Source organism: Mesorhizobium sp. P3_A8 (genome assembly GCF_056402995.1).
Genome location: NZ_JBFUGI010000021.1, coordinates 24,852 through 45,435 on the forward strand (window position 1 = coordinate 24,852; position 20,584 = coordinate 45,435).

General features: G+C 63.4%; 16 protein-coding genes. 9 read left to right on the forward strand and 7 right to left on the reverse strand.

Going from position 1 to position 20,584, the window contains the following annotated elements; all coding sequences use genetic code 11:
* The first annotated feature begins 31 nt into the window (after positions 1–31).
* Positions 32–1,156, forward strand: a complete 1,125-nt coding sequence (locus tag AC1DX4_RS32585) for a DUF4432 family protein (RefSeq protein ID WP_477224229.1) — start codon at positions 32–34, stop codon at positions 1,154–1,156.
* On the opposite strand, the gene AC1DX4_RS32590 is transcribed toward AC1DX4_RS32585, so the two are convergent.
* Genes AC1DX4_RS32590 through AC1DX4_RS32600 form a run of 3 tightly spaced genes read right to left on the reverse strand, consistent with a single transcriptional unit; the run spans position 1,153 to position 4,970 of the window.
* Positions 1,153–2,028: an alpha/beta hydrolase gene (locus AC1DX4_RS32590; RefSeq protein ID WP_477224230.1), complete on the reverse strand. Its 876-nt coding sequence runs from the start codon at positions 2,026–2,028 to the stop codon at positions 1,153–1,155. The genes AC1DX4_RS32585 and AC1DX4_RS32590 overlap by 4 nt on opposite strands.
* Before the next feature lie 25 nt (positions 2,029–2,053).
* Entirely contained in the window at positions 2,054–4,102 is a 2,049-nt protein-coding gene (gene fhuB, locus AC1DX4_RS32595; RefSeq protein ID WP_477224231.1) for a Fe(3+)-hydroxamate ABC transporter permease FhuB, read from the reverse strand.
* Positions 4,095–4,970 (reverse strand): ABC transporter substrate-binding protein, encoded by an 876-nt coding sequence (locus AC1DX4_RS32600; RefSeq protein ID WP_477224275.1) that lies wholly within the window; start codon positions 4,968–4,970, stop codon positions 4,095–4,097. Before AC1DX4_RS32600 ends, fhuB begins: the two co-directional genes overlap by 8 nt.
* 451 nt (positions 4,971–5,421) lie before the next feature.
* Between AC1DX4_RS32600 and AC1DX4_RS32605 the strand changes: the two genes are divergently transcribed.
* On the forward strand, positions 5,422–5,766 hold the full coding sequence (locus AC1DX4_RS32605; RefSeq protein WP_244661518.1) for a hypothetical protein: 345 nt from the start codon (positions 5,422–5,424) through the stop codon (positions 5,764–5,766).
* Between the two features lie 51 nt (positions 5,767–5,817).
* Here the strand turns inward: AC1DX4_RS32605 and ggt are convergent, their stop codons facing one another.
* The 3 genes from ggt to AC1DX4_RS32620 all read right to left on the reverse strand — a co-directional run bounded on the left by ggt (position 5,818) and on the right by AC1DX4_RS32620 (position 11,303).
* On the reverse strand, positions 5,818–7,557 hold the full coding sequence (ggt, locus tag AC1DX4_RS32610) for a gamma-glutamyltransferase (RefSeq protein WP_477224232.1): 1,740 nt from the start codon (positions 7,555–7,557) through the stop codon (positions 5,818–5,820).
* Between the two features lie 243 nt (positions 7,558–7,800).
* Positions 7,801–9,093 carry an L-rhamnose catabolism isomerase gene (gene rhaI / locus AC1DX4_RS32615; RefSeq protein WP_477224233.1) on the reverse strand — a complete coding sequence of 431 codons (1,293 nt, stop codon included), beginning with the start codon at positions 9,091–9,093 and terminating at the stop codon, positions 7,801–7,803.
* A gap of 107 nt (positions 9,094–9,200) precedes the next feature.
* Positions 9,201–11,303 (reverse strand): bifunctional rhamnulose-1-phosphate aldolase/short-chain dehydrogenase, encoded by a 2,103-nt coding sequence (locus AC1DX4_RS32620; protein WP_477224234.1) that lies wholly within the window; start codon positions 11,301–11,303, stop codon positions 9,201–9,203.
* Between the two features lie 184 nt (positions 11,304–11,487).
* Here AC1DX4_RS32620 and AC1DX4_RS32625 point away from each other — a divergent pair, with 184 nt between their 5' ends.
* The 7 genes from AC1DX4_RS32625 to AC1DX4_RS32655 all read left to right on the forward strand — a co-directional run bounded on the left by AC1DX4_RS32625 (position 11,488) and on the right by AC1DX4_RS32655 (position 18,628).
* Entirely contained in the window at positions 11,488–12,291 is an 804-nt protein-coding gene (locus tag AC1DX4_RS32625) for a DeoR/GlpR family DNA-binding transcription regulator (protein ID WP_013897232.1), read from the forward strand.
* A 55-nt stretch (positions 12,292–12,346) separates the two neighbouring features.
* Positions 12,347–13,342: a rhamnose ABC transporter substrate-binding protein gene (gene rhaS, locus AC1DX4_RS32630; RefSeq protein ID WP_027043425.1), complete on the forward strand. Its 996-nt coding sequence runs from the start codon at positions 12,347–12,349 to the stop codon at positions 13,340–13,342.
* Positions 13,343–13,427: 85 nt separating this feature from the next.
* The gene (locus tag AC1DX4_RS32635; RefSeq protein WP_477224235.1) at positions 13,428–14,972 is read left to right on the forward strand and encodes a sugar ABC transporter ATP-binding protein; all 1,545 of its coding nucleotides are present in this window, start codon (positions 13,428–13,430) and stop codon (positions 14,970–14,972) included.
* The gene (locus tag AC1DX4_RS32640) at positions 14,969–15,946 is read left to right on the forward strand and encodes an ABC transporter permease (RefSeq protein WP_477224236.1); all 978 of its coding nucleotides are present in this window, start codon (positions 14,969–14,971) and stop codon (positions 15,944–15,946) included. The genes AC1DX4_RS32635 and AC1DX4_RS32640 overlap by 4 nt, the downstream gene beginning before the upstream one ends.
* The gene (locus tag AC1DX4_RS32645) at positions 15,943–16,938 is read left to right on the forward strand and encodes an ABC transporter permease (RefSeq protein WP_477224237.1); all 996 of its coding nucleotides are present in this window, start codon (positions 15,943–15,945) and stop codon (positions 16,936–16,938) included. The genes AC1DX4_RS32640 and AC1DX4_RS32645 overlap by 4 nt, the downstream gene beginning before the upstream one ends.
* The gene (gene rhaM / locus AC1DX4_RS32650; protein WP_477224238.1) at positions 16,938–17,255 is read left to right on the forward strand and encodes an L-rhamnose mutarotase; all 318 of its coding nucleotides are present in this window, start codon (positions 16,938–16,940) and stop codon (positions 17,253–17,255) included. The genes AC1DX4_RS32645 and rhaM overlap by 1 nt, the downstream gene beginning before the upstream one ends.
* A complete protein-coding gene (locus AC1DX4_RS32655; RefSeq protein ID WP_477224239.1) occupies positions 17,252–18,628 on the forward strand; it encodes an FGGY-family carbohydrate kinase in 1,377 nt (458 codons plus the stop codon). The genes rhaM and AC1DX4_RS32655 overlap by 4 nt, the downstream gene beginning before the upstream one ends.
* Here AC1DX4_RS32655 and AC1DX4_RS32660 read toward each other — a convergent pair whose 3' ends face one another.
* Positions 18,629–20,455, reverse strand: a complete 1,827-nt coding sequence (locus tag AC1DX4_RS32660; protein ID WP_477224240.1) for an alanine racemase — start codon at positions 20,453–20,455, stop codon at positions 18,629–18,631. It lies immediately after the preceding gene.
* Positions 20,456–20,584 lie beyond the last annotated feature (129 nt).

A 20,584-nucleotide genomic window follows, 5' to 3' on the forward strand; every position in this document is an offset into this window, starting at 1 on the left:
CTGCGACTATCGGCATATGCGCTTGCGGCAGATGAAGGTCGAAACAATGCAATACGACTATTCCGATCACGTCTTCGTCGACCTCGTGCCTGAGCAGTTTGGTCCGCTGGACACCACCGTGGCGCGATATCGTGGGCTTGTCGCCACCGCCTTTCGCTATCGATCCGGCGTTGCCGGTCTTCGCATCAGCAATGCGAAGGGTGAAATCGTCATGCTGCCGTTCCAGGGGCAGCAGATTTGGGACGCAACGTTTCTCAACCGCTCGCTTACCATGCGTTCGATGTTCGACGAGCCGGTCGCGACCCGGGACTATCTCTCCAACTATGGCGCGTTTTTCCTTCACTGTGGCGCCACTGCGATGGGGAATCCGGGTCCCGACGACCACCATCCGTTGCATGGCGACCTGCCCAATGCACCCTATGGCGATGTCCAGCTGATCATCGGGGACAATGCCGAAGGGCCGTTCATGGCCTTGACCGGACGCTGCCGGCAGACCGTCGCCTTCAGCCACGACTATGTGATGCAACCGACCGTGCGGCTGCAGCGCGACGCCACGAGCGTTGCTCTCGACATCGCCATCACCAATCTGAAACGCACAGCCATGGAGCTGATGTATCTGGCGCACATCAATTTCAGACCGGCGGATGACGGCCGTCTGGTCGACAGCGTGGTCGATGATTGCGCGGACATCGTCGTGCGCCAGGTGCTGCCACCCTTTTTCAAGCCAAGCGAAAGCTACCTTGCCTATCGCGACGCCATTGTCGCCGATCCGTCGCGCCATCGCACACTGAGCAAGGGCGAGCCGATCGACCCCGAACTCGTGCTGACGATGAAAGCCAAGGCGGACGCCGAAGGCTGGGCGCACGCCTTGCAGGTGCATCCGGACCAGACGGCGGATTTCGTCAGCTTTCGTCCATCCGAGCTCAACTATGCCGTTCGCTGGATCACGCGCGGCGCCGACCAGGATGCACTCGGCCTCGTGCTGCCTGCGACCGCCGAGCCCGATGGCTATCTCGCGGCCAAGGAAAGGGGCCGCTTGGTTTGCGTCGCTCCGGGCGAAACATTCCACTGCGGCTTGCGCTTTGGCGCGATGATCGCTGAGGAGGCCGCAAGGCAGGAACAGTTGATTTCAGAGATTCGGGCCGGGGTCGCCTAGCGTTCATCACTCACCGCGAACGCCGCCTGCACCGCGCGGTTGACCGTCACCGGCAGGATCGACATGTGGTTTTCGCCTGCATGCAGCTCGAAGCTCGCGCGCACCCCGGGCAGCGCACCAAGGCGCTCCGCTATCGACCGCGCGAATTCATCGGTGCGTGTCAGCTTCTTCTGCTCGATGCGTTTTTCCTCGTCCTGCGCTCCGATCTGGAACGGCGCCAGCTTCTCGGTCTCGTATTCGCCTGCCGACAGGATCACATCCACCGTCAGGCCATCGGGGACAGAAGCCTCGAAAGTTTCGAGAAGACGGTCGATGGCGCGGTCTTCCCAATAGATGGCGGGGCTGGCGGCGATGAAGGTGCGGAACGACAGCGGGCGGGTGAACAGAGCGTAGAGTGCGAACAGGCCGCCGAAGGAATGGCCATAAAGCGCCTGACGCTTCTCATCGATCCTAGCCCGGCTGGCGACCCATGGCTTCAGCTCATCCTCGATGAAGGCCAGAAAATCCCCTGCACCGCCGGTCCTGACCTCAGGCGTGCCCTCGTAGAAGGGCGGATAGGTCTTGCCCGGCGGCGGGCCAAGGTCCCAGGAACGGCGCAGCGGGTTATAGGCGCCCGCGACGGGATAGCCGATGGCAACGATGACACCCCAGCCGACATTGGTGCCCAGGGGATAGAAGGCCTGCGCGCGTATGGCATCAACCGCCGTGCCGATGACGGCGTTGCCGTCGGTCATGTAGAGCACAGGCCAGCCGGCGTCGGGCGCCGGCCCTGACGGCACATGGATGAAGACCCGCCAAGGGGCGCCACCCGCGCTGGAACCAAGATCGTGGACGGTGGTGTCGGCGATCGAGGCTGGCGTCGACTCGGACATGATTATCTCCACAGGGACAAAAAAGTCAGCGGCGGCGCAAGAGCCACATCAGCACCAGGCCGCCGATCAGCGTGGCGACGAGGCCGGCCGGGATCTGGCGCGGAAAGATGGCGGTGCGGCCGAGCCAGTCGGCGCAGACCATGATCAGCGCGCCCACGAGCACCGCGCCGATGGCTTGCGGCAGCGCGCGCGATAGACCGAGGCGGCGGGCAAGGTGCGGCGCCATCAGGCCGATGAAGGTCAGCGGCCCGACCACAAGCGTCGAGGCGGCGGTGAGTGCGGCGACCATCAACAGCACCAGAAGCCGCGTTGTCCGTAGACTGACGCCGAGGCTTTGCACCGCAGCGGAGCCGAGCGGCAGCATGTCCAGCCAGCGCATCAAGAGTGGCGCTACCAAGAACAGGCAAATGGCGATCAACGAGGTGAAGAACGCCGAACCCGCGTCGACGCCATAGGTCGAGCCGGTGAGCCAGTTGAGCAGCAGCATGGCGCGTGGGTCGCCGGTGGCGGTCAGCACCAGGATCAGCGCGTCGAACAAAGCGGTCAGAGCGACGCCCGCCAGCAGCAGCCGCTCCGGCGCATAGGCGGCACGGCGGCCGATCGCCAGCGTCACCATCAAAGCGGCGAAGGCACCGATGGTGGCGGCCGCGGTCTGCGTCGGACGGCCGGCATCTGAAAGCGAAAACAGCGCCACCATCATGCCGAGCGCGGCGCCGGCGCTGATGCCGAGCACTTCGGGGCTGGCCATCGGATTGCCGGTCAGCCGCTGCATCATCAGGCCGGCCAGCGCCAGCATGGCGCCGGCGGCCAGCGCGGCGGACACTCGGGGCAGTCGCCAAGACAACAAGGGTTGCAGCTGGTCGCTGGAGGCGAATGTCCAACCATGTGGCCCCGGCGCATAAAGCAAGGCCAGCCCAAGCAGCAGAAGCAGGAGGCCGCCGTTCGCCGCCAGCACGAGGCCGGTATGACGGGCGCGCGGCAGGTGCTGCGACCCGAGTGCCGGCGTTTCCAGGCCGAGCGCCAGGCGCGGCAGCAGCCAGAGCAACAGCGGTGCGCCGAGAAGCGCTGTCATCGCGCCGGTCGGCAGCAGATCGCCCTGCGGTCCGGTCGCGACCTGCACGCCCTGATCGGCCGCCCACAGCAAGCCGCCGCCGATGAGCGGCGCCATCACCAGTTGCTGGCCGAGCCGGCGGGCGCCGCCGATGCGGGCGAGCGTCGCGGCGGCGAGGCCGACGAAGCCAATGACGCCGACAGCGGCAACGACAAAGGCAATCAGCGCGACCGCCGCCGCCAGTCCGGCAAAGCGATAGGCACCGAGCGGGACGCCCAGGCTGCGCGCGCCTTCATCGTCGAGGCCAAGCAAGGTCAGCGGCCGCACCATCAGGCCGATCAGCAGCGCGGCGGCACCCAGGCGGGGCAAGAGCCACAGCGTCGTCGACCAGTCCTGCTGGCCGAGCGAGCCGGCGCCCCAGATGAACAGGCTGGCCAGCCACTCATGCCGCAGCACCACCAGGGCAGCACCAATAGCGCCGGCGTAGAGGCTGACGACGAGCCCCGCGAGCACCACCGAGAGTGGCGACAGGCCCTTGTGCCAGGACAGCGCGAAGACGGCGGCGAGAGCCGTGAAGGCGCCGGCAAGCGCCACCCATTCGCGGCCGAAGGCAAGCAGCGACGGCGCAAGCAGCGTCGCCAGCGCCAGCGCCAGATGGGCGCCGGCCGAGACGCCGACGGTTTCGGGAGAGGCGAGCGGGTTGCGCAGGACCTGTTGCAGCACCGTCCCGGCCAATCCGAGGGCCGCGCCGCAGAGAAGGCTGACGGCGAGCCTGGGCAGGAAGGCGTAATGGACGAGCACCTGCCGCATGTCGTCTATATCGGGGCTGGCGAGCGCATCGAGCCAGAGCGCCGGCGGCAATTGCACGACGAGGTTGGAGAGGGTCGCTGCCGCTGCAGCGCCAAGAAGCACGACGCAAAGCAGAATCGCACCCAGGGGATATCTGTCTGAAATGCGAGGTGCCGACGCACGACTGGAGACGAGGCTGGTGTCGTCGGACAAGATTGCTTGCTGCTCAGCCACCGGCGTGCTCCGCCGTCAGCGCCGCGGCCAGCAGCCGGGCAAAGCGGCTCGCCGAAGGCAGCGCGCCGAACATCAGCGCTGGGGCAAGGCGCATGATCGAGTGGTTGCGCACGAAAGGCATGGCGTTCCAGACCGGGCTTTCGGTCAGCGTACCGGTTGCCCCTTCGGGCAAGGGTTCGAGATAGGCAAGACGCGCATCGCTTGACGTCGCCAGGCCGTCGATGCCGACGGTTGCAAATCCCCAGTAATTTGTCTCGCCAGTCCAGGCGTTGCGGATGCCGATGCGGTCGAAAACCGCCTGAAACAGGCTCTTTTCGCCATAGATGCGCACATTGCGCGGGTCGAGGAAGTTGACGACGTAGATCGGCCGCGCCGAAAGCGGTTCCAGCTGCTGCCTGACCTCGGAGAAATAGGCCTCCGTCGCTGCGATCAGTGCTTCGCCTTCGATTTCCTTGCCGACAAGTGCTGCCAGTTGGCGGGTCGCCGCGATCGCGCGCCGATAAGGCTGGCCATCCGGCGTGTAGATGCCGATCGTCGTCACCGGCGCCACGCGTTCGAGCAGCGGCTTGATGCCGTCGAGATAGGGAGTGGAGAGGATGATGTCGGGGCGAAGCTGCTGCAGGAATTCGAGATTTGGCTCCAGTATTGTGCCGATATCGGCAACCTGCGGCGGCAGTGGCGGCTCGACCACCCACTTCTCCCAGATTTCGCGGTCGGCGACGGCGATTGGCGTAACGCCGAGCGTGAGCAAGGTCTCCGCCAGCCCGTCGTCGAGGCAGACGATACGCAGCGGTTTAGCCGCGGCCGCCCGTGGCATGAGTGCGGCCAAGGGCAATCCAAACAGCGCGACCGCGCCGCGCCGGGTTATCCAGCCGCGTGCGCGATTGGCCGTCCTGCCGGGCCGGTTTTCCTGGTCTGTTTCCAATTTGGCGTGCCTGTCTGGAACTCTGGCCTCGAGCGGCCCATGCCGGTTGACTATGAAACATGACTTTCATAGTCAACATTAAAGACCACCAGGAGTGAACAATCCAGCGGTCGCATGTCGGATGCTGCGACTCCCCGCCGCAGTCGCGCAGCGCATGCCGGCGCCGAATTGATCGGCGGCATCATCTTTTCCCCGAACTCGGTCCATATGGAATGATATGGCGGCGTGCCATCCGAATGCGGACGCGTGTTGCATCCAAGCCAGGCGCCCGAAAAATCGGTGACAAGTGCCGCCGGAACGTGTTGAAGACGACCGTCAACACAGAGAGGGACGTGCGATCGGGTTGCACTCGGCAAGTGTTGATGGTTTGTTGCCCGTCAGCGGAGAACGAGTGATGCGAGAATCCATCGGTCAAGACGAATATGGGTCGGCGAATCCCTTCGATCCGGACGACCTGCCCAATCTGAACGCGATCGGGCCAGCCATGGGCGGCGGCAACGACTTCGAGAAGTATGCGGTAGCTGTGATCATCGTGTTCGGCGCGCTGATCATTGGCGGGCTGATGGCCGCGTCGATGACCTTCGGCCATCGCAACGGGTTCCTCTTCGCGCTTGGCGGCGCCACCTCGGCCTGGATCTCCGGAAACGCGCTCCTGCTCGACCGGCCGCGCATCTACGCGCTGTTCGTCGGCATCGCCGCCCTGATGCTGATTGCATCGACCATCACGCTGGTGACCTGACGGCCCTTGCCGGGCCGCGACCCAGAACCTCTCCGAGAGTCCAGACCGATATCAATATCCGAGCGCTTCGCCCGATGCCGCTCGGCTGTCGATGGCGCCATTGTAGCGGGCGCCGCCGCCCTTCTCGATTTCCGCCAGGCTATTGCCGCCGACGAGGATGCCGGCCGCCTGGCCCCAGGTCTGGTCACCGAGATCAAGATGATAACCCATGCCGGCCAGCAGTTTTTCGGTGTCCGGCGACAGGCCGAACGGCTCGACATAGACCGTGTCAGGGAGCCATTGATGGTGGATGCGCGGCGCGTCGATCGCTTCCTGGATATTCATGCCGTGGTCGATGACATTGACGATGGCTTCCAGCGTAATGGTGATGATGCGCGAGCCGCCCGGGCTGCCGATGACCATGAACGGCTTGCCATCCCTGGCGACGATGGTCGGGCTCATCGATGACAGCGGCGTCTTCTTCGGCTGGATGGCGTTGGCCTCGCCCTGGACCAGACCGTAGAGGTTGGGCACGCCGGGCTTCTGGGTGAAATCGTCCATCTCGTTGTTGAGCAGGATGCCAGTGCCGTCGGCGACCACGCCGGCGCCGAAGGAGCCATTCAGCGTGTAGGTGACCGCAACCGCGTTGCCGTCCTTGTCGATGATCGAATAATGCGTCGTCTCCTTCGACTCGCCAAAACCCTTCGGCATCAAATCCTGCGAGACGCCGGCCCGGAACGGGTCGATCTTGTCGCGAATATCCTTGGCGTAGGCCTTGTCCAGCAGCTTCGAGACCGGATTGTCGATGAAATCGGGATCGCCGAGCGCCGAATTGCGGTCGACATAGGCGTAGCGCATCGCTTCGACCATGACATGCACCGTCTCGGCCGACCCGGCGCCGAGATAGGATAAGGGATAGCCTTCGAGCACGTTGAGGATTTCGCAGATGATGACGCCGCCGGAACTCGGCGGCGGCGAAGACGTGATCTCGTAGCCGCGATAGGAGCAGGTCACGGGTTTCAGTTCGCGCACCGCATATTGTTCGAAATCCTGTTTGGCCAGGATGCCGCCCTTGGCGCCGCTCGCCTTGACGATGGCGTCGGCGATGGCGCCTTTGTAGAAGGCATCGGCGCCTTTTTCAGAGATGGCCGAGAGCGAGGCGGCAAGGTCAGGCTGGGTAAGCCGCTCGCCGATGCCATAGGGCTGGCCGTCGGGCTTGAGGAAGGTTGCGGCCGCGGCCGGGTCTTTCGCCAGCCGGTCCGCGCTGCCCGCAAAAGAAGCGGCATCGCCCTGATTGAGGATGAACCCATCCTTGGCATAGGCGATTGCCGGCGCCATCAGATCTTGCCGAGAGAGCGTGCCGTATTTCTCGCGCGCCATCTCGAAACCGGCCACCGAACCCGGCACGCCGACGGCGAGATAGCCGTCCAGGCTGGCGCCCTTCACCGGATTGCTGTCCTTGTCGAGATACATGGTCTTGGTGGCGGCCAGCGGCGCGCGCTCGCGAAAGTCTAGAAAAGTCGATTTGCCATCGGCGAAACGGATGGTCATGAAGCCGCCGCCGCCGATATTGCCGGCATTGGGATAGACGACGGCCAGCGCATAGCCGACGGCGACCGCCGCATCGACGGCGTTGCCGCCCTTCTTCAGCACCTCGACACCGACTTCCGAAGCCAGATGCTGGGCCGTCACCACCATGCCGTGCTCGCCCTTGGCCGGCGCGGGTGACGCGGCAAAGGCACTCGTCAATGGCGCCAGGGCGAAGGTGATGGAAAGACTGGCGGCGATCAATATCCGACGGGTGAGGTGCATGGCGGGTTCTCTTGGCGGGGATGCCTAGAAGACCGTGTTGGATTGATCGAGTCCACTGACAATTGAAGGAGCTTGAGAAAGAGCCCCCCTCACCCGGATTGCCAACCGAATTGCGAAGAACAATTCGGGGCAATCCGACCTCTCCCCGAGGGGAGAGGAGGTTGTCAGTGCCGGCGCAAGTCTCTTCTCCCCATCGGGGAGAAGGTGGCCGCGGAGCGGCCGGATGAGGGGGACTGGCTCGGCCTAGACAATCCCACCAGAACCGCCGGCGACAGCCGGGCGTTCGGCCGCGACCTTGGCGCGGTAGCCCGCAGCCCGGTAGGCGGCGACGGGATCGATGGCGCCGCCGGTGTTCAGCCGCGCCATGGCGAGAATCGGCTCAACATCGGTGCGGTAGGCGCTTTTTAGCGTCTGCGTTGCCATCAGTGCGTCATTGCCATCCTGGAAACCTTCGAGCGCCTTGCGGTCGACCAGCAGGGCCTGCGCATAGGCGCGCTGCACCTCGACCGCCGACAGCATCAGGCTTTCGATCGGATCGGTGACGTTGTGGCTCTGGTCGAGCATGTGGGCGGGATCGAAACCCTCGGCACCGGACAGCTCGGCATCGACCAGCTCGTTGAAGACGAGGAACAGTCGGTAGGGGTCGATCGACCCGGCGTCGAGATCGTCGTCGCCATATTTCGAATCGTTGAAATGGAAGCCGCCGAGTTTTTTGAACTGGATCAGCCGCGACACGATCATCTCGATGTTGACGTTGGGAGCGTGGTGACCAAGGTCGACCAGGCAGAACGCCTTGTCGCCCAACTCCTTGGCTATGAGGTAGTTGGTACCCCAGTCCTGCACGACGGTGGAATAGAAGGCCGGCTCGTACATCTTGTGCTCGGTGAACAGCTTCCAGTCCGCCGGCAGTCCGGCATAGACCTCTTTCATGGCGTCGAGATAGCGCTCGAAGGCTTTGGCGAAATTGACCTGGCCGGGAAAATTCGAACCGTCGCCGATCCACACTGTCAGCGCCTTCGAGCCAAGCGTCTTGCCGATCTCGATGCATTCGAGATTGTGCTCGACCGCTTGCCGGCGCGTGCCGGCGTCGGCATGCGACAGCGAGCCGAATTTGTAGGAGAGTTTCTGGTCCCTGGCATCCGAGAAGGTATTGGAATTCATGGCGTCGAAGCCGAGACCGAAGCGCGAGGCGGCCTGCTTCAGCCGGTTCGGGTCGGCCTTGTCCCACGGAATGTGAAGCGAAACAGTCGGCGTCGCCTGCGTTAATTGGCTGATGACGGCGCAATCCTCGATCTTGTCAAAGATGTCGCGCGGCTCGCCGGCGCCGGGAAAGCGGGCAAAGCGGGTGCCGCCGGTGCCGACGCCCCAGGACGGGATGGCCACGGCGAATTTCTCGACCTTGTCGCGGATAGCGTCGATGGCAATGCCGCGGCGGTCGAGGCGTTCGCCGAGCGAGGCGTAGTCACGATCGAGGTTGGGTTTGCGGGCGGCGTTGTGGCTGGCGACGAGGTCGGCCGAGATGATGGTTTCGGACAAACTGCTATTCCTCCCAAATGCGTTGCATCAGCGCTGCCCCTCATCCGGCCCTTCGGGCCACCTCTCCCCGTATAGTGACGGGGAGAAGGGAAGCGCTCGGCGTCAGCTCAGCGCGTAAAGCTCTGCGCGTTGCCGGCGTCGACGTTGATGATGTTTCCGGTCGATTTGGCCGACATGTCGGAGGCGAAGAAATAGATCGCTTCGGCAATGTCTTCCGGAAACACCGAGCGCTTCAGCATCGAGCGCGAGCGGTAGTGCTCTTCGAGGTCGTCGGTCGACATCTTGTAGGCGGCGGCGCGCTGTTCCTTCCACTCGCCGGTCCAGATCTTCGAGCCGCGTAGCACCGCGTCCGGATTGACGACGTTGACCCTGATCTGGGCTTCCGCACCCTCCAGCGCCAGGCAGCGGGCGAGATGGATTTCGGCAGCCTTGGCGGTGCAATAGGCTGCGGCATTGGGCGATGCGGCAAGTCCGTTCTTGGAAGCAACGAAGACGACGTTGCCGCCGATCTTCTGCACCCGAAACAGCCGGAACGCTTCCCGCGAGACCAGGAAATAGCCGGTCGAGAGGATGTCCATGTTCTTGTTCCACAGCGCCAGCGTGGTTTCCTCGATTGGCGCCGAAGAGGCGAGGCCCGCGTTGGAGACCAGAATATCGATGCCGCCGAACTCGACCGCCGTCTCGGCAAAACCGGCGACGACCTGATCCTCCGATGTGACGTTGATCAGCACCGGCCGGACGAAATCCTTGCCGTAGGCTTTTGCCAGCTCGTCATTGGCGCTGGCGAGCGCTGTTTCGTCGATGTCGGCCAGCACGACGCAGGCGCCTTCGCGCAGCAGGCGGTTGGCGGTCGCGCGGCCTATGCCGCCGGCACCACCGGTGACCAGGGCGATCTGGCCGGCAAGCGACTTCGGCTTCGGCATGCGCTGGAGCTTCAAATCCTCGAGCAGCCAGTATTCGATGTCGAAGGCTTCCTGCGCGGGCAAGCCGACATAGGACGAGACGGTCGAGGCGCCGCGCATGACGTTGATGGCGTTGACGTAGAACTCACCCGAGATGCGGGCGGTGGCCTTGTCGCCGGCAAAGGTGAACATGCCGACGCCGGGCATCAGGTAGACCACGGCGTTGGTATCTCGGATGGCCGGCGAATCCGGATGCTTGCAGCTGTCGTAGTAGGCCTGGTATCCGACACGATAGGTGGCAACATCGTCGGCGAGGCTGGCGATCACCGCATCGACATCGGGCTTGGCCGGATCGAACTCGATGACCAGCGGGCGGATCTTGGTGCGCAGGAAATGGTCGGGGCAGGAGGTGCCGAGCGCCGCCAGCGGGCGCAAATCCCTGGAATTGACGAATTCGAGGACGGCGGCGGAATCGTCGAAATGGCCGAGCTTGTGGCTCTTTTCGGAGATCAGGCCACGAATCCTGGGCATCAGTTTCGCCGCGATGGCGCGGCGTTCAGCGGCGTCGAGCGACTTGACCGCTTCGCCGCCGAATATAGCGAGGCCTTCGGAGCGACGCTCGAACCACTCGATCGCCTGGTTGATCACCGAGATCGTCGTCTCGTAGCATTCCTTGGGCGTATCGCCCCAGGTGAACAGGCCGTGGCTTTCCAGGATGACGCCCTTGGCGTCGGGATGTTCGAGGCAGAATTTCTCCAGCCACAGGCCGAGTTCGAAGCCCGGCCGCTTCCACGCCAGCCAGCCTATGGCATCGCCGAAGATCTCCTTGGTCAGCGCCCTGGAATCCTTCGCCGCGGCAATCGCGATGATGGCGTCGGGGTGCATGTGATCGACGAAAGGCTTCGGCACATAGGCGTGCAGCGGCGTATCGATCGAGGCCGCGCGCGGATTGAGGTTAAAAGTGCAGTGCGGCAGGAAGCCGACCATCTCGTCCTCATGCTCAACGCCGCGATAAAGGCCTTTCAGCGCGCGCAATTTGTCCATGTAAAGCGTGGCGAAACCATCAAGCTTGATCGAGGCGCTGTCGCCGCCGGAGCCCTTGACCCACAGCACCTCGACGGTCTCGCCGCTGAGCGGATCCTTCTGCCATATCTTGGAAGAAGTGTTGCCGCCGCCATAATTGGTGACGCGCTTGTCGGAGCCGAGCGTGTTCGAGCGATAGACCAGAAGCTCGGGGTCGCTCATCCCCTTGGCTTTCGCATCATCCCACAGATTGGCAAGGCGCGAGCCGGAGCGCTTGTCGAGCATATGTATCCTCCCTGGGACGCAAAAAGCGGCAGTCCATTTTCTCGGGAATGTCTACGCAAGCAGAGCTGATGTCAATCACAAACGATCAAGATCGATCATATTGCACTGCACAATGAAATTATTTGATCGGAAATGATTGACACTGCTCGTTTTGAGTGCCTAGATGGCCAGGCAGGGAGGAACCATGCACGAAAAAGAGCGCCACAGGATCATTCTGTCCGCCGTCCAGGAAAAACCTGTGGTGACGGTGCAGGAGATGGTCGACCTGACGGAGTCCTCCGAGGCGACGATCCGGCGCGATATCGCGGCTCTTCACGTGCAAAAGCGCCTGCGCCGGGTGCGCGGCGGCGCCGAGGCAATCTCGCCGCCACAGTTCATCGGCCTGGCCGGCCGGCCCTTCTCCGTCAACGAAACGATCAACGCTTCGCAGAAGCGGGCGATTGCACGAGAAGCGGTCGAGCTTTGTGGGGATGGCGAGCCGATCATCATCAATGGCGGCACCACCACCTTCCAGATGGTGCATTTCCTGACCGGCCGCCGCATGCCGATCTTCACCAATTCGTTCCCGATCGCCGAGCATCTGCTCAAACACTCCAAGAACACGGTGATGCTGTCGGGCGGCACGATCTATCGTGAGCAGAACATCATCCTGTCGCCCTTCGACAATGACGTGACGCGCAATTTCTATGCGCGCCGCATGTTCATGGGCGCTCAGGGGCTGGGGCCACTCGGGCTGATGGAAGGCGATCCGCTGCTGATCCAGGCTGAGCAGAAACTGATCGACCAGGCTGACGAGCTGGTGGTGCTGGTCGACTCCTCGAAATTCCGCAAGCGCTCCAGCCTGATCCTGTGCGGCCTGTCGCGCATTGCCACCGTCATCACTGACGACGGCATCGAGGATCGCGAAGCCAAGATGTTGGAGACCGCAGGCGTGACGCTGATCGTCGCCCGCAAGTCGGCAAAGGAAGAATCTTCACTGCAGGCCTGAGGCACCCTCACGCCCGCAGCGACGATGGAATGCAACGCTCAAGGGAGGATATTCGATGAGCTTTCTGAAGAAATTGATGGTTACGGCGGCCTTTTCTGCCGCCATGTTCGTGAACGCCGCCTATGCCGAAAACGTCAAGATCGCACTGGTGGTGAAGTCGCTCGGCAACGGCTTCTTCGACGCCGCCAACAAGGGCGCCGAAGAGGCGGCCAAGGAACTCGGCGATGTCGACATCATCTACACCGGCCCAACCAAGGCGACCGCCGAAGCGCAGATCGAAGTGGTCAATTCGCTGATTGCCCAGAAGGTCAACGCCATCGCCATTTCCGCCAATGACGCCGACGCGCTGGTGCCGGTGCTGAAGAAGGCCATGGAGCGCGGCATCACCGTCATCTCCTGGGATTCGGGCGTCGCCAAGGAAGGCCGCCAGCTTCACCTCAACCCGTCCGACACCGGCCTGATCGGCGAGACCATCATCAAGCTTGCCGCCGACTATCTGCCTGAGGGCGGCGACGTCGCCATCCTGTCGGCGTCCTCGACCGCGACCAACCAGAACGCCTGGATCGACGCGGCCAAGAAAATCCTGCCGGAGAAGTTTCCGAAGATCAAACTGGTCGCCACCGTCTATGGCGATGACGACTCGGCCAAGAGCACCGACGAAGCCAAGGGCCTGTTGAAGTCTTACCCGAACCTCAAGGCGATCATCGCGCCGACCACCGTCGGCGTCGTTGCCGCCGCCCAGGTCGTCACCGACGAGAACCTGATCGGCAAGGTCAATGTCACCGGCCTCGCGCTGCCGTCCGAGTTCAAGAAGTTCATCGACAACGGTGCTTCACAGGCCGTGGCTCTTTGGAACCCGATCGACCTCGGCTACTCCGCCGTCTACCTCGCCCATGACCTGGCGGTGAAGAAGGAAGAGGCCAAGCCCGGTGCGACGCTGTCGATCGGCCGCGTCGGCAAGGTTACGCTCGACGACAGCAATTCGGCTGCGATGGCTCCGCCCTTCCAGTTCGACAAGTCGAACATCGAGAAGTTCTCCAAGATCTATTGATCTGAAGCCACTTCACGCTGTCGCGGCGGGGCTCACGTCCCGCCGCGGCTTTAAACGGACCTTAGTTTCAGGGCTTGATACGGATATGGACACGACAGCCCAGCACGGCACGGCAAAGGAGGAGAGGCCTCTGGCCTCCACACCACGCCTGACGCTGTCCGGCGTCTCCAAGAGCTTTCCCGGCGTGCGGGCGCTGCACAATGTCAGCCTGTCGCTCTATCCCGGCGAAGTGACGGCGTTGATCGGCGAAAACGGCGCCGGCAAGTCGACGCTGGTCAAGATCATGACCGGCATCTACCAGCCCGACGCCGGCACGATCAGCATTGACGGCCAGGCCGTGACACTGCCCAGCGCGCATGCCGCCTTCGGCCATGGCGTCACTGCCATCCATCAGGAAACCGTGCTGTTCGACGATTTGAGCGTCGCCGAAAACATCTTTCTCGGCCATGCGCCGCGCTCGCGTTTCGGCACCATCGACTGGCGCACGATGCGCAAAAATGCACGTGAAGTGCTGGACACCATGCATGCCGGCCATATCGACGCCGACGCACGACTGAAGGACCTCGGCATCGCCAACAAGCACCTGGTCGCGGTGGCGCGGGCCATGTCGATCGACGCGCAGATCGTCATCATGGACGAGCCGACGGCAGCCCTTTCGATGAAGGAGATCGAGGAGCTCTTTTTGCTCATTGAGTTCCTCAAGAGCGAAGGCAAGGCGATCCTGTTCATCAGCCACAAGTTCGACGAGATCTACCGCATCGCCGACCGCTACACCGTGTTCCGCGACGGCGAGATGGTCGGCGAAGGCCTGATCAAGGACGCCAGCCAGAGCCAGATCGTGCGCATGATGGTCGGCCGCTCCGTCGACCACATCTTCCCGCAGCGCAAGGCCGAGATCGGCGCCCCGGTGCTGTCCGTCTCCGGCCTGTCGCACCCGACCGAATTCAACGACATAGGCTTCGAACTGCATAAGGGCGAAATCCTCGGCTTCTATGGCCTTGTCGGTGCCGGGCGCAGCGAGGTGATGCAGGCGATCTCAGGCATCACCCGTACGTCAGTCGGCACCATCACGCTAGACGGCAAGATGATCGCGCCCAAATCGGCGGCGGATTCGATCGAGGCCGGTATCGTCTACGTGCCGGAAGAGCGCGGCAAGCAAGGCGTGGTGATCGGTCTGCCGATCTTCCAGAATGTCTCGCTGCCTTCGCTCAAGCGCACGTCCAAGTCAGGCCTGCTGCGACTGTCGGAGGAGTTTGCACTTGCCCGCTCCTACACCGAGCGGTTGGACCTCAGGGCGTCCTCGCTCAGCCAGGATGTCGGCACACTGTCGGGCGGCAACCAGCAGAAGATCGTCATCGCCAAATGGCTGGCAACCGCACCCAAGGTGATCATCCTGGACGAACCGACCAAGGGCATCGATATCGGCTCCAAGGCCGCCGTGCACGGCTTCATGGCCGAACTCGTAGCTCAAGGCCTGTCGGTGATCATGGTGTCGTCGGAACTGCCGGAGATTCTCGGCATGTCCGACCGCGTCGTCGTCATGCGCGAAGGCCTTGTCGCGGCCGTCTATGACAATACGGGACTGGACGCCGAGACGCTGGTCCGCACGGCAGCGGGGATCGCGGCATGAAGGCTCTTCTGAAGTATCGCGAAATCTGGCTGGCTGCGGCGATCATCGTTTTGATCGGGCTGATCTCGACCCGTTTCCCGGCCTTCGCCGACCCGGGCAATCTGCGCCAGGTGTTCAACGACACCTCGATCCTGATGATCCTGGCGCTTGGCCAGATGGTGGTCATCCTGACGCGGTCGATCGACCTGTCGATGGCGTCCAATCTCTGCTTCACCGGCATGGTGGTGGCGATGCTGAACGCAGCGCATCCGGCGATCCCGATCCCGCTGCTAATCGTCATCGCGCTCGCCGTCGGCCTGGTGCTGGGCGCCATCAATGGCCTCCTGGTGTGGCGGCTGAACATTCCATCGATCGTGGTCACTTTGGGCACGCTGACCATCTATCGCGGCGCCACTTTCGTTCTGTCAGGCGGGGCCTGGGTCAATGCCGACAAGATGAGCCCTGAATTCATCGGCTTCCAGCGCGCGGCCTTCCTTGGCATTCCGGTGTTGTCGTGGATCGCGATCCTGGTCATCGCGTCGTTCTTCGTGCTGATGACGCGCACGGCGCTCGGCCGCTCGATCTATGCCATCGGCGTCAATCCGACGGCCTCGGTCTATACCGGCATCGATGTCGGCCGGACCAAATTCATCGTCTTCTGCATCTCCGGCATGATCGGCGGGCTTGCCGGTTATCTCTGGATCTCGCGCTACGTGATCGCGTCGGTCGAGGTCGCCAACGGCTATGAGCTCAACATCATCGCCGCCTGCGTCATCGGCGGCATTTCGATCGCGGGCGGAATCGGCTCGGTCGGCGGCGCGGTGCTCGGCGCCCTGTTCCTCGGCATCATTTCCAACGCACTGCCGGTGATCAACATCTCGCCCTTCTGGCAGATGGCGATTTCGGGCAGCGCCATCATCCTGGCCGTCGTGCTCAATGCGCGCGGCGAACGCCAGCAGGGCCGTATCATCCTGCGAAAAGTGGAGGCGGCATGACCGACGTCCCTGCCCCGCGCCACATTCCCGACCGGCTCGACAAACCGTTCCGCTCGGCGATCTTTTCCTGGGAGGCGCTGCTGGTCGTGGTGGCCGTCGCCATCTTCGCCATCAACAGCTTTGCTTCACCCTATTTCCTCGACCCCTATTCGCTGTCGGACCTGACCTTCAACTTCACCGAGAAGGGCCTGATCGCCTTCGCCATGGCGCTGCTGATCATTTCGGGCGAGATCGACCTCTCGGTCGCCGCCATCATCGCGCTGGCCTCGACGATGATGGGCATGGCGGTGCAGGCCGGCGCCGGAACACCGGTCCTCGTGCTGATCGGCATCGTCGTCGGTCTCGGCTGCGGCGCCTTCAACGGGCTGCTGGTGACCAGGCTCGGCCTGCCCTCCATCGTCGTCACCATCGGCACGATGAGCCTGTTTCGCGGTATCGCCTTCATCATTCTCGGCGACCAGGCCTACAAGGGCTATCCCGAAAGCTTCGCCTTCTTCGGCCAGGGCTATGTCTGGTGGGTGGTGTCGTTCGAACTGGTGCTCTTCCTCATCGCGGCCGTCGTCTACTGGTTCCTGCTGCATCGCACGAGTTTTGGCCGCCGTGTCTTTGCCATCGGCAACAACCCGATAGCTGCGCAGTTTTCGGGCGTGCGCGTCGGCCGTATCAAATTCATCCTGTTTTGCCTGACCGGGCTGATGTCGGGCATCGCCTCGGTGCTGATCACCTCGCGGCTCGGCTCGACAAGGCCGTCGATCGCGCAGGGTTATGAACTCGAAGTCATCACCATGGTGGTGCTCGGCGGCGTCAGCATTCTGGGTGGCGCCGGCAGTATTGTCGGCGTCGTGCTCGCCGCCTTCATCATGGGGCTGGTGACCTTTGGGCTCGGCCTGCTCAACGTGCCCGGCATTGTCATGTCGATTTTCATCGGCCTGCTGCTGATCATCGTCATCGCCCTGCCGATCGTCTGGCGGCGCCTGCGCGGGGGGCGGTGATGCCGGAGAAATATGCGTTCAAGATGAAGCTCAAGCCGGGCATGAGGGCTGAGTACAAGAAACGCCACGACGAGATCTGGCCATCGCTGGTCGCGCTGCTGAAGCAGGCCGGCGTATCCGACTATTCCATCCATCTCGACGAGGAAACCAACATCCTTTTCGGCGTGCTGTGGCGGCGCGACGACCACGGCATGGCCGACCTGCCGAAGCATCCGGTGATGCAGCGCTGGTGGGCAGATATGGCCGACATCATGGAAACGAAACCGGACAATGAGCCGGTGGCCGTGCCCCTGGAAACAATGTTCCATATGGCATGAGTGCTCTGCGCCATATCGCCGTCATCGACATCGGCAAGACCAACGCCAAGGTGGCGCTGGTCGATCTCGTTACGCTGAGCGAGGTGGCGCTACGCCGCATGGCGAATGCGCCGCTGCGGCACGCGCCCTACCCGCATCACGATGTCGAGGCGCTGTGGACGTTCATCCTCAACAGCTTGGCCAGCCTCAACCGCCAACAGCGCATCGACGCCATTTCGATCACCACCCACGGCGCAACAGGCGCGCTGGTCGATGCCACGGGTGAACTCGTTTTGCCTGTCCTCGACTATGAATTCGACGGCCCCGACAGGCTGGCTGCCGACTATGACGCGATCCGTCCGCCCTTCACTGAAACCGGCACGCCACGGCTGCCGCTCGGCCTCAATCTCGGCGCGCAGTTCTTCTGGCAGCAGAAGCGTTTTCCGGCCGAGTTCGCCAGGGCTGCCGCGATGCTGATGTACCCGCAATACTGGGCGTTGCGGCTCACAGGAGTGACCGCCAACGAAGTAACGTCGCTCGGCTGCCACACCGATCTGTGGAACCCGTGGAGTGCTGAGTTTTCGACGATGGTCGACCGTTTGGATTGGCGCGACCTGATGGCGCCGGTGCGGCCGGCCAGGGATCGCCTTGGCCCGATCCTGCCTGGGCTGGCCGCACGAACCGGCCTTGATCCGCAAACACCTGTGTTCTGCGGCCTGCATGATTCCAACGCCTCGCTGCTGCCGCATCTCCTGTCCGACGCGCCGCCCTTCTCGGTCGTCTCGACCGGCACCTGGGTGGTGTCTATGGCCGTCGGCGGCAGAGAGATTGCACTCGACGCGGCGCGCGATACGCTGGTCAATGTCAGTGCGCTAGGTGAGCCCGTGCCGTCGGCCCGTTTCATGGGTGGCCGCGAGTTTTCGCTGCTCACTGCGGACAAGCCGCAGGATTGCAGCGGCAGCGATGTGCTGGCGGTCTTGGCAGGCAAGACCTTGCTGCTGCCGTCCACCCAGCAAGGGTCAGGGCCGTTCCCGCATCATGCCGCGACGTGGCTCAATGCCGACGGCATCGACATCGGCCGGCGTTTTGCCGCCATCTCGTTCTATCTGGCGCTGATGACAGCGACCTGTCTCGATCTGATCGGCGCCGACGGCCCGACCACTGTCGAAGGGCCGTTTGCCCGCAACCGGCTGTTTGTCGGCATGTTGGCGGCAGCGACCGCCCGCAGCGTCGTCGCATCGGAGGCCGCCACCGGCACCAGCATTGGCGCGGCATTGCTGGCATCGGCGGAGGTAACGACGCACGGCAAGGGCGAAAGAATAGAGCCGCCAACCGACGCGGTCTGGGCCGAATACGTCAGCGCATGGCGCGCGGCGGTCAAAGCGCTGGGGTGATCACAGGATCCGCTTGCCGAAGGCAGACATGACGAAGTTGACCGTGTCGGTGCCGATCCGAGGCTCCAGATTCGCGGTCAGGCCAGAAACATCCATCGACAGCAGGCCGCCGGAGAGCGCGATCGCCTCCATTGCCTGATGAGTCTCGCGCACCGTCAGCCCGCCGGAGCCGGCGGCCCAGCCGGCGAATTCGGTGGCCGTCGGGGAATAGCTGACATGGAAGCCCTGGGTGCCCGAGGTGGCGATGCGGATCGCCTCGTGCATCAGGTCGCGCATGCCCATGGCGTCGATGTCGGTCATGGTGAAGGCCGACACACGCGAATCTTTCAGCACCCGCGCCTCGGCCGGGTCGGCATGGCGTAGACCGACGATGACGACATTTTCGGGCGACAGCTGCGGCTGCAGCGCGCCGGCCTTATGGTCGAGACCAAGGGTGCGCGCCAGCACCGACGCTTCCGGCAGGTCAATGCCGTCCTCATCCTCGGGCATCAGGGCGGCGATGGAATCGATCCAGATCAGGCCGAAAGAATGGGTCGCGCGCGCCGTCGCGGTCAGCGCCTTGTGAGCGACGCGACGGTCGGTGCCAACACTCAGTCGGATCAGCCCGGAGGGTGGCCGCTCGATGTCCGCCAGTTCGACGACGTCGAAATTCATCGCCTCCAGCCGCGCGCCGGTTCCCTCGCGAGCGAGGATGCCGGCGGCTTCCTGCTCGGCCGAGATCGACACCATCTTGCGGTCGGAAAAATCGGCGACGTCATGCATCGGCGCCTTCTCGACATATTCCGAGGTCATCGCCAGCAGCATGGCGCCGTAGCTCATGCGGAAGGCGACGCGGTCGCCGACGGTGGGCCGCGGATCTGCATCCTGCACGTCGAGCAGCAGGTGGTCGCTGGAGGCGCCGAGCACTCGTATCCCTTTTGCGATGGGAGTTAGCCCTTCGACCAGCACGTCTTCGCGGCCGATGTTGGCGATGGCGCGCAGCCGGTCGCCTTCGTCCGGGAAAACAGGCTGGTTGCCGAAAGCGTCGTAACCGGACTCGCCGATCGGCCGCGACGGCTTGAGCTTGACCTCGATGATATCGCTGGTCAGGCGGCAGGCATCTGGTTCGAGTTCCGGCCACGGCACATCGCGGAAGGTTTCGACGCCGCCTTGCAGGATCGCCTCGCCGACCCTGAGATTGTTGATACCGGCCGGCAGTTTGCCTTCGAGCAGCAACGTCAGCGAGGACGAAGCCCCGCCTGAGATCCAATCGAGGCTTTTGCCCGACAGGCGCTCGGTCTTGTAGGCATGAGCGACGAGTTGGCCAAGATTCTCCGGTGTCGGCATGATGGCGCCGAAGCAGCCGAGATTGGTGCCGATCCCGGCGATCCGCACGCCCTTGAACTCGAGGATCCGTTCGACGGTGGGAATCAGGTCGCTCGGCCAGATGCCTTCACGGAGATCGCCAAGGTCGATCATCAGCATGATGTCGTGGACGCGGCCCATGCGCTCGGCGATGCGCGAGATCTCGCGAATGGTGGCGAGTTCCGACTGCAGGCTGACGTCGACGGTGCGCACCACCTCCTCGACACGCGCCATGGGCGGGCTGCGCAGCAGCATGATCGGCGCGTTGATGCCGCTGTCGCGCAACCGGCGGATGTTTTCGAAACGCGATTCGGCGATGCCGGCGACACCGCCGCGCAGCATGGCGCGCGCCACTTGCGGCATGCCGCAGGTGCCCTTGGTGACACCGAACACCTTGATATCAGACAGCGCACAGCGGTCGACGATGGTGCGGGCGTTGCGCTCGATGCGGCCAAGGTCGATGGCGACTTGCGGTCCCGACATTTTTTCACTCAGGGTTTGTAGAATCTGTCCGTCAGATGCATCGTCCAGATCGTCGTCAAAACTTGTCAAACTTGGCGCGGTGACGGTCTCAATGTTGGAAACCAGAGCAATTGTGTGTGGGCACGTCTT